Source organism: Pseudomonas sp. FP215 (genome assembly GCF_030687795.1).
GTDB classification, from domain to species: domain Bacteria; phylum Pseudomonadota; class Gammaproteobacteria; order Pseudomonadales; family Pseudomonadaceae; genus Aquipseudomonas; species Aquipseudomonas salmasensis.
This window is the reverse complement of the sequence record NZ_CP117447.1, coordinates 6613058-6630579: the sequence shown is the minus strand read 5'-3', so window position 1 is coordinate 6630579 and position 17522 is coordinate 6613058. Positions and strand designations below refer to the sequence as shown.

Annotated in this window: 15 protein-coding genes; 9 read left to right on the top strand and 6 right to left on the bottom strand. The window is 60.7% G+C overall.

Annotated elements, in window-relative coordinates; translation table 11 throughout:
* Positions 1-42 precede the first annotated feature (42 nt).
* Genes dksA through PSH76_RS30185 form a run of 4 tightly spaced genes read left to right on the top strand, consistent with a single transcriptional unit; the run spans position 43 to position 3331 of the window.
* Positions 43-447, top strand: a complete 405-nt coding sequence (gene dksA / locus PSH76_RS30200; RefSeq protein WP_032894419.1) for an RNA polymerase-binding protein DksA — start codon at positions 43-45, stop codon at positions 445-447.
* 27 nt (positions 448-474) lie between these two features.
* On the top strand, positions 475-1680 hold the full coding sequence (zigA, locus tag PSH76_RS30195; protein ID WP_278918314.1) for a zinc metallochaperone GTPase ZigA: 1206 nt from the start codon (positions 475-477) through the stop codon (positions 1678-1680).
* The gene (locus tag PSH76_RS30190; protein WP_278918315.1) at positions 1680-2324 is read left to right on the top strand and encodes a DUF1826 domain-containing protein; all 645 of its coding nucleotides are present in this window, start codon (positions 1680-1682) and stop codon (positions 2322-2324) included. The genes zigA and PSH76_RS30190 overlap by 1 nt, the downstream gene beginning before the upstream one ends.
* A 44-nt stretch (positions 2325-2368) precedes the next feature.
* Positions 2369-3331 (top strand): GTP-binding protein, encoded by a 963-nt coding sequence (locus PSH76_RS30185; protein WP_305494507.1) that lies wholly within the window; start codon positions 2369-2371, stop codon positions 3329-3331.
* Here the strand turns inward: PSH76_RS30185 and PSH76_RS30180 are convergent.
* Positions 3325-3720 (bottom strand): DUF3301 domain-containing protein, encoded by a 396-nt coding sequence (locus PSH76_RS30180; protein WP_003195752.1) that lies wholly within the window; start codon positions 3718-3720, stop codon positions 3325-3327. The genes PSH76_RS30185 and PSH76_RS30180 overlap by 7 nt on opposite strands.
* A gap of 117 nt (positions 3721-3837) precedes the next feature.
* Between PSH76_RS30180 and pdxY the strand changes: the two genes are divergently transcribed.
* Positions 3838-4710, top strand: a complete 873-nt coding sequence (gene pdxY / locus PSH76_RS30175) for a pyridoxal kinase PdxY (RefSeq protein WP_305493383.1) — start codon at positions 3838-3840, stop codon at positions 4708-4710.
* Between the two features lie 131 nt (positions 4711-4841).
* Here the strand turns inward: pdxY and PSH76_RS30170 are convergent, their stop codons facing one another.
* A complete protein-coding gene (locus tag PSH76_RS30170; protein ID WP_305493382.1) occupies positions 4842-5327 on the bottom strand; it encodes an acyl-CoA thioesterase in 486 nt (161 codons plus the stop codon).
* A gap of 283 nt (positions 5328-5610) precedes the next feature.
* Here PSH76_RS30170 and PSH76_RS30165 point away from each other — a divergent pair, with 283 nt between their 5' ends.
* A complete protein-coding gene (locus tag PSH76_RS30165) occupies positions 5611-7368 on the top strand; it encodes a cation:proton antiporter (protein WP_305493381.1) in 1758 nt (585 codons plus the stop codon).
* 102 nt (positions 7369-7470) lie between these two features.
* Here the strand turns inward: PSH76_RS30165 and PSH76_RS30155 are convergent, their stop codons facing one another.
* From PSH76_RS30155 to uvrD, 3 genes are all read right to left on the bottom strand, one after another.
* Entirely contained in the window at positions 7471-7878 is a 408-nt protein-coding gene (locus PSH76_RS30155) for an SMI1/KNR4 family protein (protein WP_003195742.1), read from the bottom strand.
* A 135-nt stretch (positions 7879-8013) separates the two neighbouring features.
* A complete protein-coding gene (locus PSH76_RS30150) occupies positions 8014-8880 on the bottom strand; it encodes a Tim44 domain-containing protein (RefSeq protein ID WP_003195740.1) in 867 nt (288 codons plus the stop codon).
* A gap of 284 nt (positions 8881-9164) precedes the next feature.
* Positions 9165-11348 (bottom strand): DNA helicase II, encoded by a 2184-nt coding sequence (gene uvrD, locus PSH76_RS30145; RefSeq protein ID WP_044270067.1) that lies wholly within the window; start codon positions 11346-11348, stop codon positions 9165-9167.
* A gap of 278 nt (positions 11349-11626) precedes the next feature.
* Here uvrD and PSH76_RS30140 point away from each other — a divergent pair, with 278 nt between their 5' ends.
* The 3 genes from PSH76_RS30140 (at position 11627) to PSH76_RS30130 (ending at position 16490) form a co-directional block, all read left to right on the top strand.
* Entirely contained in the window at positions 11627-14500 is a 2874-nt protein-coding gene (locus PSH76_RS30140) for an EAL domain-containing protein (RefSeq protein WP_032894429.1), read from the top strand.
* A 162-nt stretch (positions 14501-14662) separates the two neighbouring features.
* Positions 14663-15529: a transcriptional regulator HexR gene (gene hexR, locus PSH76_RS30135; protein ID WP_003177007.1), complete on the top strand. Its 867-nt coding sequence runs from the start codon at positions 14663-14665 to the stop codon at positions 15527-15529.
* Between the two features lie 763 nt (positions 15530-16292).
* The gene (locus PSH76_RS30130; RefSeq protein WP_073526287.1) at positions 16293-16490 is read left to right on the top strand and encodes a PA3496 family putative envelope integrity protein; all 198 of its coding nucleotides are present in this window, start codon (positions 16293-16295) and stop codon (positions 16488-16490) included.
* Here the strand turns inward: PSH76_RS30130 and PSH76_RS30125 are convergent.
* A complete protein-coding gene (locus PSH76_RS30125; protein WP_098950000.1) occupies positions 16420-17394 on the bottom strand; it encodes a LysR family transcriptional regulator in 975 nt (324 codons plus the stop codon). The genes PSH76_RS30130 and PSH76_RS30125 overlap by 71 nt on opposite strands.
* Between the last annotated feature and the right edge of the window lie 128 nt (positions 17395-17522).

The following is a 17522-nucleotide window of genomic DNA, read 5'->3' as shown; positions in this document are numbered from 1 at the left end:
ACTATAACATAAAAGCACAGCCCGACCCGCGAACCGTTTCCCATGACCGAACAAGATTTGTTGGCCCAACCAGCGGCCGACTACATGAATGAGGCCCAACAACGCTTCTTCCGCGAGCTGTTGCTGGCTCAGCGCGATGACCTGCAAGCCCGTATCGACGCGCAGTTCCAGGCACTGCGCGAGCAGGAAACCAACAGCGACCTGGCGGACATCGGCAGTGCCGAAGAGCAACGCCAATGGCAACTGCGCCTGCTGGAGCGTGAAAAGAAGCTGTTGGACAAGATCGACGACGCCCTGGAGCTGCTGGCCCGTGGCGAATACGGCTGGTGCCGTGAAACCGGCGAACCCATCGGCCTGCCACGCCTGCTGCTGCGTCCCACCGCCACCTTGTGTATCGAAGCCAAAGAACGTGAAGAGCTGCGCGAACGCCATAAACGGGCAGTTTGACCGGCCAACCTTGATGAGGAATACCTGATGCCCAATCGTCTCCCTGTGACCGTGTTGTCCGGCTTTCTCGGCGCCGGTAAAAGTACGCTGCTCAACTATGTCCTACGCAACCGCGACAACCTGCGGGTGGCGGTGATCGTCAACGACATGAGCGAAATCAACATCGACGGCAGCGAGGTGCAGCGTGATGTCACGCTCAATCGTTCGGAAGAAAAACTGGTGGAAATGAGCAACGGCTGCATCTGCTGCACCTTGCGTGAAGACTTGCTTGAAGAAGTGGGAAAACTCGCCAAGGAAGGTCGTTTCGATTACCTGCTGATCGAATCCACCGGTATTTCCGAACCTTTGCCCGTGGCCGAAACCTTCACTTTCCGTGATGAAAACGAGCAAAGCCTGGCCGACATTGCACGCCTGGACACCATGGTCACCGTGGTCGACGGCATGAATTTCCTGCTCGACTACCAGGCTGCCGAAAGCCTGGCTTCACGGGGCGAAACCCTCGGTGAAGAGGATGAACGCTCCATCACCGACTTGTTGATCGAACAGATCGAATTCGCCGACGTCATCCTGATCAGCAAGATCGACCTGATCAGCAGCCGCGAACGCGAAGAACTGATGGCCATCCTCGAGCGCCTCAACGCCCAGGCGGAAATCATCCCGATGGTCATGGGCGAAGTGCCGCTGAACAAGATCCTCAACACTGGCCGTTTCGACTTCGAACGCGCCGCCCAGGCACCGGGCTGGTTGCAGGAATTGCGCGGTGAGCATGTGCCGGAAACCGAAGAATTCGGCATTGCGTCCACCGCTTACCGTGCGCGCCGGCCCTTCCATCCACAGCGGTTTTTCGACTTTATCGACCGCCCCTGGGTCAACGGCAAGCTGTTGCGCTCCAAGGGTTTCTTCTGGTTGGCCAGCAAACATCAGGATGCGGGCAGTTGGTCCCAGGCGGGTGGCTTGATGCGCCATGGGTTTGCCGGGCGTTGGTGGCGCTTTGTGCCGAAAAGCCAGTGGCCGCAGGACGAAGAAAGCGTGGCGGCGATCATGGCCAACTGGCAATTTAGCACCGGTGACTGCCGTCAGGAGCTGGTGTTTATCGGGCAAAACATCGACTTTGCCCAGATGCGTGCCGAGTTGGACGCCTGCTTGCTCAACGATGAAGAAATGGCTCTGGGGGTCGAAGGTTGGCGCCAGTTGCCCGACCCCTTTGGCCCTTGGTACGAGCAGGTCGCCTGATGCTGGCCCCGGTGATTCCCCTGCGCCCAGTCATCCGCCAAAGCTTCGGCGAAACGCCGCTGGCGCTGTCCGATATCCTCAATGACGGTGTCAACCTGGCAATCTGGCAGCGCCAACTGCCCCTGCATATCGCCGAGTTTGGCGCTTTGCTGGTGGCGCTCGATGAGCCACTGGCCGAATCCTTGGTAATCGAGTTGAACAACGAAGACGCGGTGCCGAACTTGCGGGGTCTGGCGTCCAGTTGTCGTGATCTTGAAGGTTACGACGGGTTTATCGCCGATGTGTCGTGGCTGGTCAGTGCCTTCGCTTGCCTGCTTGGTGCCAAGCGCATCGGCGTGCGTTTACGGCTGTTGGACAAAGCCATGTGCCCGCGCTTTCACGTCGATCACGTACCGGTTCGGCTGATCACCACTTACGCCGGTATCGGTAGCCAATGGTTGCGCGAAGATGTCATGGACCGGCGCACATTGAGCCAGGCGGATGCCGTGCCCACTGAGCGTATCGAGCAGATCCACTGCGGTGAAGTGGCGCTGCTCAAAGGCACCAAATGGCACGGCAACGAAGGGCATGGCTTGATCCACCGCTCGCCGGCGCTCAAGGCCGATGAGCGACGGTTGATTCTGACGCTGGATTGGCTGGCATAACCGCGTAGGATCAAACGCTCTAAACGGCCTGAACCATGCCTCTTATGCTGCAGAACATTCCTACCCATGTGATCGCCGGGCCCTTGGGCGCCGGCAAGACCAGCCTGATCAAGCACCTGCTTGCCCAGCGCCCGGCCAACGAGCGCTGGGCGGTGCTGATCAATGAATTCGGCCAGATCGGCCTGGACGCTGCCCTACTCACACAAGACGATGACGGTATCGCTCTGGGCGAGGTGGCGGGCGGCTGTTTGTGCTGTGTGAACGGCGCACCCTTCCAGGTAGGGCTGGGCCGCTTGTTGCGTAAGGCCAAGCCGGATCGGCTGTTTATCGAGCCCTCGGGCTTGGGCCATCCGGCGCAATTGCTCAAGCAACTGCAGCAGGCACCATGGCAAAACGTGCTGGCGGTGCAGCCTTGTGTGCTGGTACTCGATGCCCAGGCGTTGGCGGCGGGCAGGCCGTTGCCCCTGGCACAGCAGGAGGCGTTGGCCAATGCCGGACTGCTGGTGCTGAACAAGGAGGAGACGCTGACGTCTGCGCAACGTCAGGCGATTGAAGCGCAATTACCTGATTGCCCGCTCCATTGGACACGCCAGGCGCAATTGCCACTCAACCTGTTGCCCGGTTTGAAAGCGCAGGCCCAAAGCGCTGTGGATAACTTTGCGGTGCCTGATGCGGTGGGGCAAATGCCGGCGATCTGGAGCGACCCTGGGCTGCCGATCTGTTTGAGCCAGAGCCAGGAGGGCGGCTGGAGCATTGGCTGGCGCTGGCACCCCAGCCAGCGATTCGATGTCAGCCGTCTGCATCAGTGGCTCTCGAGTCTCGACTGGCGCCGTGCCAAATTGGTTATCCACAGCGTCGAGGGTTGGGTGTCCGCGAACGCTGTGGATAACAGTCCACTGCACTGGCAACCCAGCGCTTGGCGGCGCGATTCACGTGTTGAATTGATCTTCAGCGAACCACAGAACGTGACCGCCTTGCAGAGCTCCTTGGCGGCCTGCCGTTACTGATGTTTCTTGCTGGCGTGGTCCTGGCGCCACTGGCTCAATTCGATGATCTCGGCGCTGGGCAGCGGCTCCTTGGTTTCGAACGGGTAGGGCGCCAGTTCGATCTGCGCACTGTGGGCGCCAAATTGGGTGATGACCCCGGCGTGCCGGGTTTCGCCGGTCACGGTGAACTCGAAATTATAGATACGGGCCAAGCGTCGGCGGCCATTGGCATCCTTCACGAAGCCGATGCGTTTAAGTGCCACGGCACCGTCGAGCAGCTCGATATCAAGCTTGGCGCAATGCTGCTTGACCCGCGCCAGCGCCCGTTCACGCAGGCCGTGGTTGTGCCAAACCCAGGCGGCGCCGGTTGCCAGCAGCATCAAGACGAAGATGTTTCCCAGGGTCAGCATTCCATGAACTCCAACAAAGTGAGCGCAGCTTAACTGTGTCGCCGGTCTGTCGTACAGGCTGCGTTTAGTCGCATACTGCTCGGCCAGAAATTCAACGGTTTTACGGAAATCTCCCGCATGAAACGTACACCTCACCTGCTTGCGATCCAGTCTCATGTGGTCTTCGGCCACGCCGGAAACAGCGCCGCCGTGTTCCCCATGCAGCGGGTCGGGGTGAACGTCTGGCCGCTCAACACGGTGCAGTTCTCCAACCACACACAGTATGGACAGTGGGCGGGCGAAGTGTTGGCGCCGCAGCAAATTCCTGCATTGGTGGAGGGCATTGCCGCGATCGGCGAGCTGGGCAACTGTGATGCGGTGCTGTCCGGATACCTGGGCAGTGCAGACCAGGGCCGCGCCATCCTCAGCGGTGTGGCGCGCATCAAGGCGATCAACCCCAAGGCGCTGTACCTGTGCGACCCGGTGATGGGCCACCCGGAAAAGGGTTGCATCGTGCCGCAGGAGGTCAGCGATTTCCTCTTGGATGAAGCCGCCGCCATGGCGGATTTCCTGTGCCCCAACCAACTGGAGCTGGACAGTTTTGCCGGGCGCAAGCCGCAATCGCTGTTCGATTGCCTGGCGATGGCCAGGGCCTTGCTGGCGCGCGGGCCCAAAGCGGTGCTGGTCAAGCACCTGGATTACCCAGGCAAACTGCCAGAAGGCTTTGAAATGCTGTTGGTGACGGCTGATGGCAGTTGGCACTTACGCCGGCCCCTGCTGGCGTTTCCGCGTCAGCCAGTGGGCGTCGGCGACCTGACGTCCGGGCTGTTCCTGGCGCGGGTGCTGTTGGGTGATAGCCTGGTGGCTGCCTTTGAATTCACCGCCGCGGCCGTGCATGAAGTGCTGCTGGAAACCCAGGCCTGCGCCAGTTATGAACTGGAACTGGTGCGGGCCCAGGACCGTATTGCCCATCCGCGTGTGCGCTTCGAAGCCACACCGATCAGCCTGTAATGACACAGAACCCAATGTGGGAGCGGGCTTGCCCGCGATGGCGGTATCTCAGTCAAAGCGATGTCGACTGAACCACTGCTATCGCGGGCAAGCCCGCACACATTTTTTTGAGTTGATTCGCCGCTTGGAGTTTACGGCGCGTCGGCTTTGATTTCCCGGTAGCGCTTTTCCAATTCCTGGCGAATCTGCCGACGCTGCTGAGCCTGCACAAAGCGGCGCTTGTCCTCGCTGTTCTGCGGCTGCCACGGCGGTACAGCGGCAGGTTTGCGCTGGTCGTCCACGGCCACCATGGTGAAGAAGCAGCTGTTGGTATGGCGCACCGAGCGTTCACGGATGTTCTCGGTCACCACCTTGATGCCCACTTCCATCGACGTATTGCCGGTGTAGTTGACTGACGCCAGGAAGGTCACCAGTTCACCGACATGGATCGGCTCGCGAAAGATCACCTGGTCTACCGACAACGTGACCACATAACGACCGGCATAACGGCTGGCGCAGGCGTAGGCCACTTCGTCGAGGTACTTGAGCAGCGTGCCGCCGTGCACATTGCCAGAGAAGTTGGCCATGTCAGGGGTCATCAGTACCGTCATCGACAGCTGGGCGTTTCCGGGTTCCATAGCACACTCACGGGTTGTAGGCATTGGTTGGGGGGAAGGCACCTCTGCGGGTACTCAAGGTCTTTGCAGCGCCATCCCTAACGGGACGCCGTCAGGCGGCTTGCCGTCACGCGCGCAGCGATCTGTTTCCATATATTGCACCGGCTTTCCAGCAGAAGTCGCGGTGTTACCCTTCAAAAGCCCTTCTCAGGGCTTTTCTTACGATCAAGGCAGACTTTTCCGACCCTACAAAGGCGCGGCCGGAAGTGGGAAAAGCGCCGGCACCCTCAAGGAGCCCCTCGCCATGCACGCCATCAGCTTTATCCAGGACTTGGCCGTGATCATGCTGGTGGCAGGGGTGGTCACCATCCTGTTTCACCGCTTCAAGCAGCCGGTGGTGTTGGGCTACATCGTCGCCGGCTTCATTATCGGCCCCCACACCCCGCCGTTTGGCCTGATCCACGATGAAGACACGATCAAGACCCTGGCGGAGCTGGGGGTCATCTTCCTGATGTTCTGCCTGGGCCTGGAATTCAGCCTGCGCAAGCTATTCAAAGTCGGGGCCACGGCGTTTATCGCGGCGTTCCTGGAAATCGTGCTGATGATCTGGATCGGCTACGAGATCGGTCGCTGGTTCGACTGGAGCACCATGGACTCGCTGTTCCTCGGCGCGATCCTGGCAATCTCCTCGACCACCATTATCGTCAAGGCCCTCAACGACCTGAAGATGAAAGACCAGCGGTTTGCCCAGCTGATTTTCGGTGTGCTGATTGTCGAGGACATCCTGGGTATCGGCATCATTGCCTTGCTGTCGAGCATTGCCGTCAGTGGCACGGTCAGCTCCGGCGAGGTGTTCGCCACGGTCGGCAAGCTCTCGCTGTTCATGATCGTCGCCCTGGTGATTGGTATTTTGCTGGTGCCGCGCCTGCTGGCCTATGTGGCCAGGTTCGAAAGCAACGAGATGCTGCTGATCACCGTGTTGGGCCTGTGTTTCGGCTTCTGCCTGCTGGTGGTGAAGTTGGAATACAGCATGGTGCTCGGGGCCTTTCTGATCGGCGCAATCATGGCGGAATCCCGGCAGTTGATTAAGATCGAGGGCCTGATAGAGCCCGTTCGCGACATGTTCAGCGCAATTTTCTTCGTGGCGATTGGCTTGATGATCGACCCGCAGATCCTGCTGCAATACGCCTGGCCCATTGCAGTGATCACTGTGGCCGTGGTGGTGGGCAAGATGCTGTCTTGCGGGCTGGGCGCGTTTATCGCCGGCAACGATGGCCGCACCTCGCTGCGGGTCGGTATGGGGCTTTCACAAATTGGCGAGTTTTCTTTCATCATCGCGGCGATGGGGATGACGCTACAGGTCACCAGCGACTTTCTGTACCCCGTGGCGGTGGCCGTTTCGGCGATCACCACGCTGCTCACGCCCTACCTGATCCGTGGCGCGGACCCACTGTCGTTGAAGATCGCGGCGGTGATGCCCAAGCGTATGAGCCGGGTGTTCGGCATGTATGGCGAATGGCTGCGCAGCATTCAGCCTCAGGGCGAGGGGGCGATGTTGGCCGCGATGATCCGCAAGATCATCCTGCAAGTCGGGGTAAACCTGGCGTTGGTGATCGCGATCTTCTTTGCCGGCAGCTTTTTCGCGGAGCGCATCGGTGGGTATCTGCAGGGCTGGGTCAGCGATCAGAGTTGGCAGAAGGCGTTGATCTGGGGTGGGGCGCTGCTGGTGTCGTTGCCGTTTCTGATTGCGGCGTATCGCAAGCTCAAGGCGCTGTCGATGCTGCTGGCGGAGATGAGCGTGAAACCGGAAATGGCCGGGCGGCATACCCAGCGTGTGCGACGGGTGATTGCGGAGCTGATCCCTATCTTGTCGCTGCTGGTGATCTTCCTGCTATTGGCAGCCTTGTCGGCCAGTATTCTGCCGACCAACAAGTTGCTGGTGCTGATTGCCGTGGTCACGGCGGCGGTGGCTGCAGTGCTCTGGCGCTGGTTTATCCGTGTGCATACGCGGATGCAGGTTGCGTTGCTGGAGACGCTGGATAACCACAAGGACACACCGTAGGAGCGAGCTTGCTCGCGAAGATCGTTAACGATAACGCGGGAAACCTGACACCCAGCGGCGCCCTCAGGTTTCTCGCGAGCAAGCTCGGCTCCTACAAGGGACTCAGCTTTCCAGCCAGACGTCCCGCGCCCAGTGCCACACCGATTCCCAGGTTTCTTCCTGGACAAGTTCTTCTTCGGCAGACCACAACACCACGGTGCCGTCTTCTTCGACGCAGTAGTAGTCATCGCCGTCCTGGCAGATTGGGATCAGGCTGCGATCCACACCGGCATCCCAGGCGTTGGCGGCAACGTCCGGCAGGTAGGTGTGGGACTGCGGGTCGGTGACGGTCACTGGCTCCAGGCTGCCATAGACCACGTCACTGACGGTCAGCAGGAATTCGCGGAAGACAAAGGGGATGTCGATGAACAGTTGTTCTTCGATTTCCACCAGTTGGTCTTCGTCAGGTAGCTCCAAAGGAACCGGGACCGGTTCGTTGGCTTCACGCAGTTGTTCGATGATTTCTTCCACGGCCGGGATCCTCTTGCTAGATGGCGCGGTTTATAGGGGCGTTTTATACAGTAGCTCGCTATAAGTGCAACCGTGAAATAGAAAACCCCGGACATGTCCGGGGTTTTTGTTACCGCTTGCTCAACCGCGCAAGTATTAGCCGTTCTGGCGGATACCGGCGACCAGCCATGGCTGGTCGTCGCCCTGGGCGCGTTCCATGTTCCAGCTTTCGCTGAACACTTCGCCCTGGTCGAAACGCGAGGACTTCGACACACCGCTGAAGGTCAGGGTGGCGATGGTCTTGTCGGCGCGATCATCCACGCCGTCGAGCTGTACGCGCAGGTCGTCGATGTAGGTCGACTGGAAGGCGTCACCGATCTCGGCACGTTCGCGCTTGAGGAACTCCAGCAGTTGCGGGGTCACGAACTCGGAGATCTTGTCCATTTCGTTGGCGTCCCAGTGCTGTTGCAGGGACTGGAAGTGGCTGCGGGCCGCTTCGACGAAACGCTCTTCGTTGAACCAGGCCGGTGCGTTGATCACCGGACGGGCGGCAGGGGCTGCCGAACCACCGAAGATCGAACCCATTGCAGGCTTTTGTTCGAACGCTTCACGCTGCATCGGCGCGCCGGCTGGAGCCAGGTGCTCCTGCTGCTTGCGGCGACGGGCGGCGATAAAGCGGAAGACCAAAAAGGCGATGACGCCCATGATCAGGATGTCGAAGATCTGCATGCCCTGGAAGCCGTCGCCCATGAACATGGACGCCAGCAGGCCACCGGCGGCGATGCCAGCCAGTGGGCCCAGCCAGCGCGAAGCACCGCCGGCCTTGGCAGCAGCGCCAGCGGCACCGGCTGCGCCTGCAGTCGCCGCAGCACCGCCCGCACCGGCGGATGGAGCCATTTGGCTGGTCTGGTGAGTCGGTGCCGCGCCCGAGCTTTTGCCGCCACCGAAGCGTTTGGCGTTGGCGTCGAGGCTCATCGTCAGGCCGATGCACAACGCCATGGCGATGCTAAGAAAACGTTTCATATAGGGAATTCCCATTTGTGGATTGCACGCGCGCCATGTTGCACAGGTGTCGTGGCAGTGGCTAGCGGCATAATGTTTCGGGCTTTTGCGTAAGATCAAATCCGAAGGGTCTGTAGGACTGATTACAGATATTGGCCCGCCCGTGTGAAATACAAGGGCGCAGCCGTATCTTCCTGTAGGAGCGAGCTTGCTCGCGAAAATCGTCAACGATTACGTGGGCATTCTGGATGAACGCATTGTCTGGGCGTTCTTCGCGAGCAAGCTCGCTCCTACAGGAGTGGGGTTCAGACCGCTTCGAGCTTGGCGTAACCCATCATCAGCCACTTGCTGCCCTCGGCGAAGTTCACCTGCACCCGGGCTTGGGCGCCGGCGCCTTCGAAGTTGAGGATCACCCCCTCGCCGAAGATCGCATGCTTGACCTGCTGGCCCAGGCTGAACGGGGTTTCCGGTATTTCGGAGCCGGCAAACATGCTGCTGGAGTTCTGTTGCTGGCCACCGCCGAACGGGCGGCTGACGCTGTTGGACAAGCGCACTTCCTGGATCAGTCCCTTTGGCACCTCACGTACGAAGCGCGACACCTTATTGTAGGTTTCGCTGCCGTACAGGCGTCGGGTCTCGGCGTAGGTCATCACCAGGTTCTGCATCGCCCTGGTAATGCCCACGTAGGCCAGGCGGCGTTCTTCTTCAAGACGGCCAGGTTCTTCCAGGCTCATCTTGTGAGGGAACAGGCCTTCTTCCATGCCCACCAAGAACACGTAAGGGAACTCCAGGCCCTTGGCGCTGTGCAAGGTCATCAGCTGGATGCTGTCTTCATGCTCATCGGCCTGGGTATCGCCGGCTTCCAGCGAGGCGTGGCCCAGGAAGGCGGCGAGCGGCGTCAGCTCTTCGTCGTCATCGGTGTTTTCGAACGCACGCGCGGCGCTGACCAGTTCCTCAAGGTTTTCTACCCGGGCCTGGCCTTTCTCGCCTTTTTCCGCTTCGTGATAGGCGATCAGCCCGGACTGCTCGATCACAGTCTGAGTCATCAGGTGCAGCGGCATTTCTGCGCACTTGGCGGCCAGGTTCTCGATCAGCTCGACAAACACGCCCAACGCCCCGGCAGCACGGCCAGTCAGGCCTTTGTTGGCGATCAGCAAGCGCATGGCTTCCCACATCGACACATCGGCATGGCGCGCATGGTCGCGGATCGCTTCGACGGTTTTCTCGCCAATGCCGCGCGCCGGGATATTGATCACCCGCTCCAGCGCCGCATCGTTACCACGGCCTTCCAGCAAGCGCAGGTAGGCCATGGCGTTCTTGATTTCGGCACGTTCAAAGAAGCGCTGGCCGCCGTAGATGCGGTACGGGATGCGCTCGCGCAGCAAGGCTTCTTCCAGCACCCGCGATTGGGCGTTGGAACGGTACAGAATCGCGATATCGCTGCGGGCCAGGCCAGTTTTCAGTGCGCTTTCGATGGTTTCCACCACGTAGCGCGCTTCATCGTGCTCATTGAACGCCGCGTACAGGTTGATCGCTTCGCCTTCGCCGCCGTCGGTCCACAGCTCTTTGCCCAGGCGCCCGGTGTTGTTGGCGATCAAGGCGTTGGCCGCCTTGAGGATCCCGGCGGTGGAGCGGTAATTCTGCTCCAGGCGGATGGTCACCGCGTCCGGGAAGTCTTCGGAATACTGGTAGATGTTCTCGATTTTCGCACCGCGCCAGCCGTAGATCGACTGGTCGTCATCGCCCACCACCATCAGGCTGTCGCCGCCTTTGGCCAGCAGGCGCAACCAGGCGTACTGCACGGCGTTGGTGTCCTGGAACTCGTCCACCAGAATGTGGCGGAAGCGTTTTTGGTAATGGGCCAGCAAACCGGGGTTGTCGCGCCACAGGTCGAGGGCACGCAGCAGCAGTTCGGAGAAGTCGATGACGCCGGCGCGCACGCAGGCCGCTTCATAGGCTTCATAAATGCTGCGCATGGTGGCCAGGAACAGGTCGCCGCTGGCCTGGATATGTTGCGGGCGCAGGCCTTCGTCTTTCTGGCCGTTGATGAACCACTGCGCCTGGCGCGCCGGCCAGCGTTGTTCGTCCAGGCCCAGCTCGCGGATCACGCGCTTGACCAGGCGTTGCTGGTCGTCGCTGTCGAGAATCTGGAAGGTCTGGCTCAGGCCCGCTTCCTGCCAATGCGCCCGCAACAGGCGGTGCGCCAGGCCGTGGAACGTGCCCACCCACATGCCGGCCGGGCTGATGCCCATCAACTGCTCGATGCGATGACGCATCTCGGCAGCCGCCTTGTTGGTGAAGGTCACCGACAGGATGGAATGCGGGGACGCGTTCTCGACCTGGATCAACCAGGCGATACGGTGCACCAGCACTCGGGTTTTACCGGAGCCAGCACCGGCCAGGACCAACTGACGGCCAACGGGGGCCGCTACGGCCTGGCGTTGGGCATCGTTGAGGGAGTTCAGCAAAAGAGAGAGATCATCGCGCATCGACGCATTCTATGGGCCTTGGGGGGCCTGGGCAAATCCCAATGCCGGATGGTCGATGCAAAACGCCTGCACGCTAGCGCCGGGGCGAGCATTCTGGCGGGGGTGATGACCGGTTGGTCATCGGCCGCAGCCCGTGCCGCGTCTTGCCCAAGCGGTCTGGGCCAAAGGTTTGCGGCCAATCGCAACAGGTTTTTTATGACTTGTAGCAGTTTGGCCCTGGCGCTTGCTTGTGTATGCTCCGTCGACGTTTCGGGCTCACCATTATAAGAACACCGCCTATGACCCTTAGCACCGACCTGTTTGGCCCTTCGCCGGCCCCCGCACAGGTCATCCGTAAACACTATGCAACCGAAATCGCGGTTGAGCGCACGCGCCTGCTCTATCAGGGTTCGTTGCTGCCGACGCTGCTGATGCTGGTCAATGGCCTGGTCTGCGCCTGGTTGCTGTGGAACCCCGATCAGTACCTGCTGGACAGCGTCTGGCTGCTCTGGCTGCTCGCCCTGGTGGCGATGCGCGTAATCCAAGTGGCGGCCTTTGATTCGGCCATGCCCAGCCGGCAGGCCCAGCCCGTGTGGCGGCGTATGTTCATGCTCGGCTCGGCGGTCAGTGGCCTGACCCTCTCGGTTGCGGCCATTGCCTTGGTGCCCACGGACAGCTTCATGCATCAGGCCTGGGTGTTTGGCCTGATTGGCGCCGCCACCTTGTCGGCCAGCGTGGCCTATGCCGTGAGCCTGTGGGCCTACCTGTCGTTTGCCTTGCCGTGCCTGGTGCCGGCCATCGTTTACCTGTTCTGGGATGGCACCCCGCAGCAACAAGGCTGGGGCGTACTCGGGCTGATCCTGCTGGCGTCCCTGAGCCTGGTTGCGTGGCAGGTCAACCGCCTGATCCAGCGCGGGCTGGTGCGCCGTTTCCAGAACCAGGCCCTGATCGAGCATCTACAGCAGGCGCAGCAACGCAGTGAGCAGTTGAACCTGGAGCTGGTGCGCGAAGTCGAGCAGCGCCGCGAGGTGGAGCAGGACTTGCGTGAAGCCCAGGTCGGCCTGCAAGACCGTGTGGCGCAACGCAGCCAGCAATTGGATGCTGCCAGTCTCGCCTTGAGTAAAAGCGAAGCGCGCCTGGCCATGGCCCTGCAAGCCAGTGAACTGGGCCTGTGGGACTGGAACCTGCAAACCGACGAGGTCCACCACACACAACTCAAAGAGTTGTTCGGCCTGGAGCCCGAATACGTCACGGCGATGCTCAGCCACCTCAAACCGCGCCTGCACCCCGACGATCTGCCCTTGCTCAAGCACGCGCTGGTCGAGCATCTCAAAGGCCGCAGCGAGGACTATCAGGTGGAATACCGGATACGTCATGGCGATGGGCATTGGGTGTGGATCCAAGACCGCGGGCGCGCCGTGGAGCGCACACCCAGTGGCCGGGTCATCCGTATGCTCGGCACGCGCCGTGACATCAGCGCCGCCAAGGCGGTGGAAGAGCAGCAACGTCTGGCCTCGACGGTGTTCGAGGCGGCCAGCGAAGGCATTGTGATCCTCGACCCGAACTATGCGTTGATCGCCGTGAACCAGGCGTTCAGCCGCGTCACCGGTTTCGACATCGACGACATGCTTGGCCGCAACGTCGTGGAACTGCCCTGCAGTCGCGATGCGCGGCGCCACTTCCCGCTGATCCGCCAGGCATTGCTCAGCCACGGCACGTGGCAGGGCGAATTGGTGGAAACGCGCAAGAACGGTGAACTCTACCCGCAATGGCTACAGCTGAACGTGGTGCGCGATGTGCGGGGGAACGTCAGTCATATCGTCGGGTTCTTCGCCGATCTGTCCGCCCGGCGCGAGTCTGAAGAGCGCATGCGCTACCTCACTCACTACGACGAGTTGACCGGCCTGGCCAACCGCTCGCTGTTTCGCGAACGGCTGCGCGAAGCTCATCAGCGCGTGCGCCAAGGCGGTCGCAGCCTCGCGCTGCTGCATATCAACCTCGACCGCTTCAAGTTGCTCAATGACAGCCTGGGCCATGAAGTGGCCGATCAACTGTTGCAGAAAATGGCGCGGCGCTTGATCAACGCGCTGCCGGAGGCCGACACCATTGCGCGCCTGTCCGGGGATGAATTCGCCGTGCTGTTTGACGCCTATGGCAACCTATCGAGCCTGGCACGGGTGGCGACCCGGCTGCTGGCGAAACTGCGCGTGCCGGTGAATGTGGAGGGGCATGAACTGGTGGTCAGCGCTTCGATGGGCGTCAGCCTGTTGCCGGATAACGCACGGGAAATTTCTGCACTGGTCAGCCAGGCGAATATGGCGATGCAGCACGCCAAGCATTTGGGCGGGAATAATTTCCAGTTCTTCACCGACAGCCTGCAAGCCAGCACCCTGGAGCGTTTGCAGCTGGAAAACCACCTGCGCAAAGCCATCGATGAGCGTCAGCTCACGGTGTTCTACCAACCCAAGCTGTGCCTGGCCACTGGCAAGCTGAAGGCTGCCGAGGCGTTGGTCCGCTGGGAGCATCCGCAGTGGGGCATGGTGCCGCCGAGTGACTTTATCGGTTTGGCGGAAGAAACCGGCTTGATCGTGCCATTGGGCGAATTTGTGCTGCGCCAGGCCTGCTGGCAGGCCTGCGAATGGCAGCGCCAGGGGCTGGCGCCGATTCGCGTGTCGGTCAACTTGTCGGTGCATCAGCTGCGCCAGGGCAAGCTGGTCAGCCTGGTGCGCCAAGTGCTGGAAGAAACCGCACTGGACCCGCAGTACCTGGAGCTGGAACTGACCGAAAGCCAGTTGCTCGACAGCGTTGAACACATCATCGCCACCTTCCAGCAATTGCGTGACCTGGGGGTGAAGCTGGCCATCGACGATTTTGGCACCGGTTACTCATCCCTCAGCTACCTCAAGCGCATCCCGGTGGACTACGTAAAGATCGACCAGGCCTTTATCCGCGGGCTTGGCCAGGGACGCGAGGATGCGGCGATCACCCGCGCGATCATCGCCATGGCTCACGGGTTGGCGCTCAAGGTAGTGGCCGAAGGCGTGGAGGATCAGCAGCAGCTGGATTTCCTGCGCGGCGAGCAGTGTGACGAGGTGCAGGGTTACCTGATCAGCCCGCCCATGCGGGCTGAAGGGCTGGCGGATTTGTTACGCAAAAATGCAGATTTTTCTTAACGCAGCGTAGGCCGCCTTTATGGCTACATAGCGCCTGCCCGCTGAATCAGGGGGGAGCGGGGCGATTTAGTGATGCATCGGACGGGCAAAACGACAATTCTTGTAGTATAACTACAAGCTTGCTACATCCCTGGCGTCTGCCAATAACAAGAGTCCTGCCCTTTGAACCTGTTGCAACATATCGCCCAGTCGCGCCACCTGTTACGCAAATCGGAACTCAAGGTTGCCGATCATGTGCTGCTTGACCCTGCGGCCGTGATGCACAGTTCCATGGCCGACCTGGCCCACAGCGTGGGCATCAGTGAGCCGACCATCGTGCGCTTCTGCCGCGCCATTGGTTGCTCCGGGTTTCAGGATCTGAAACTCAAGCTGGCGCAAAGCCTGGCTGCCGGTGCGAGCTTCGGCCAGTTTGCGATCCATGAAGACGACTCCGTCGCCGACTACAGCCTGAAAATCTTCGACACCACCTTGCACACCCTGATGGAAGTGCGTGAGAAGCTCGACCCGGTGGAGCTGCAAAAGGCCGTGACCGCGATGTCCCAGGCCCAGCGGGTCGAGTTCTACGGCTTTGGCGCGTCCGGCGCGGTAGCGGCGGATGCCCAGCACAAGTTCTTCCGCCTGCTGCTGACCGCCGCGGCCTACAGCGACCCGCACATGCAGGCCATGTCGGCGGTGACCCTGAAGCCCACTGACGTGGCCATCTGCATTTCCCAATCGGGTCGTTCCAAAGACCTGCTGATCACCGCCAACCTGGTGCGTGAGAGCGGCGCTTCGCTGATTACCCTGTGCCCGAGCCAGACGCCATTGGCGGAGCTGTCCACGGTGAACCTGGCGATCGACGTGCATGAAGACACCGAGATCTACACGCCGCTGACCTCACGCATTGCCCACCTGGTGGTGATCGACGTGCTGGCGATGGGCGTGGCCATGGCCCGTGGCCCGAGCCTGGTCAACCACCTTAAGAGCGTGAAGCGCAGCTTGCGCAGCCTCCGGTTGTCGCCCAAGTCCGTCAAAGCCCTCGACGACTGAGCCCAGGCCATACTTGGTCAAAATGTGGGAGCTGGCTTGCCTGCGATAGCGGTGGGTCAGTTGATAAGGTGGCGACTGGCTGGCCGCTATCGCAGCATAGGTATCTACATATCTTTGGTGTGACGCTGGACCTGTGGCGAGGGAGCGTGCTCCCGTGACGCCCTGACGGCCGGCGCCTATCTCCCTGGCGCCCCAGGATCCAAATGTGGGAGCTGGCTTGCCTGCGAAGACGGCCTGACAGTCAACACAGTTAGACCGGGTGCATATCCATTCCTGCGGTAACGGCCGCTTAGGGTTCCGCCCTGACGGCGGGTCACTTTTGGAAAAGAGCCCCAAAAGTAACCAAAAGGGCTCTTGCCCCACCACTCGGCACCTCGCTTAGGCTCGGTGTGCCCGTAATTCGCCAGTGATTTGGGGGGCCGCCGCCACGCGCCATCCATGGCGCGGGGCGGCTAAACCGGCATCCCTGCCGGTTTACCCCTCAAATCACTGGCGAATTACGGCCAGCGTGGTTTAACGGGGCGCCTAAGATCAAAAGCAGATCAAGATCAAGAGCAAGAGCGGCTCGCTTCGCATCGTAGTTACCGTTGGCTGCTACAGGCTACAAAGTTGTGTAGATACCTATGGCTATCGCAGGCAAGCCAGCTCCCACATGGGTTTGCGCCATATGCGCAAGATTCATCATCCTGTAACCCCCGCGCCGCCAAACCGTCATCCCCCACGCCCATCCTGTACTCCCCGTACTCGCATTGGGAGACTCCAAATGACCCGGCCCTACGAAGACAGCAACAGCACCGTCAAGACCCGTCGTCAGCAGGAAGACCAGCGCCGCATGGCGTTCCGTCGCGCCATCGAAGACCGTTGCGAGGAGCGCCAGTTGCTCCAGAGCATCAGTGACTACCCGGAACTGCATTGGCAGGCACCCGTGGCTGCCCAGCGAAACGCTCAGCCAGCGCGCTGATCTGCACCCGTTCGCTGCGAATAAAGCCCAGGAACGCATGGGCCACCGGTGACAGGCGTTTAGCCTTGGCCTGCACCAGGCACCAACTGCGGTACAGCGGCAGTTCTTCCACCGGCAGCTCCTTGAGCCCGCCGGTGGCCAGCTCCAGGTTCAAGGCGTGGCGCGTCAGCAGGGCCACGCCCAACCCTGCCGCCACACACTCACGCTGTGCCTCCGCCGAGGCCACTTCTACCGTCTGGGTGAAGTGCACGCGTTTTTCCTTGAAGTACTCTTCGCAGGCCAGCCGCGTGCCAGAGCCCGGTTCGCGGATGAGCAGGGTATAAGGCTCCAGGTCCTGCAGGCGCAACGGCCCTTGTAGGCTCAGGGGATGATCCGGCAATGCCACGGCCACAATCGGGTTGTTGAGAAACGGTAGGAACTCCAGGCCCATGTCCTGGGGCACCATGGACATGATCACCAAGTCGTCGCGGTTGTCCGAGAGCCTGCGGATTACCTGGGCACGGTTGACCACCGTGAGCTGCAATTGCACTTCCGGATGCTGGCGCTTGAAGGCGGCGAACAGGTGCGGCACGAAATACTTGGCGCTGGATTCCACCGCCAGTTTCAGTTGGCCTTGCAGTGAACCCTGCATGTCCGATAGCTGCATATCGAGGTTTTCCAGGCGCCCGAAAATATCGCGGCTGGCCCGTTGCAGGGCTTCGGCGGCCTCGGTCATGTAGAGCTTTTTGCCAACATAGTCGAACAGCGGCTGGCCGATCAGCTCTTCCAACTGGCGAATTTGCAGGCTGACCGCCGGTTGGGTGAGGGACATTTCTTCGGCGGCACGGCTGTAGGAACGCAAATCGCACACTTCATTGAAGATCTGCAATTGACGCAATGTCATACGCATCAATGACTTACGCATTTTATAAGCCCTTAGCTCCCCGGTCTTCCGGCCAACTATAAGTCTTTACTTATACACAACCCAATAATTATTGATTTTTGTTAATTCTCCTGTGCGCATAGTGTGTGTCTCGCGACTGTCATGAAACA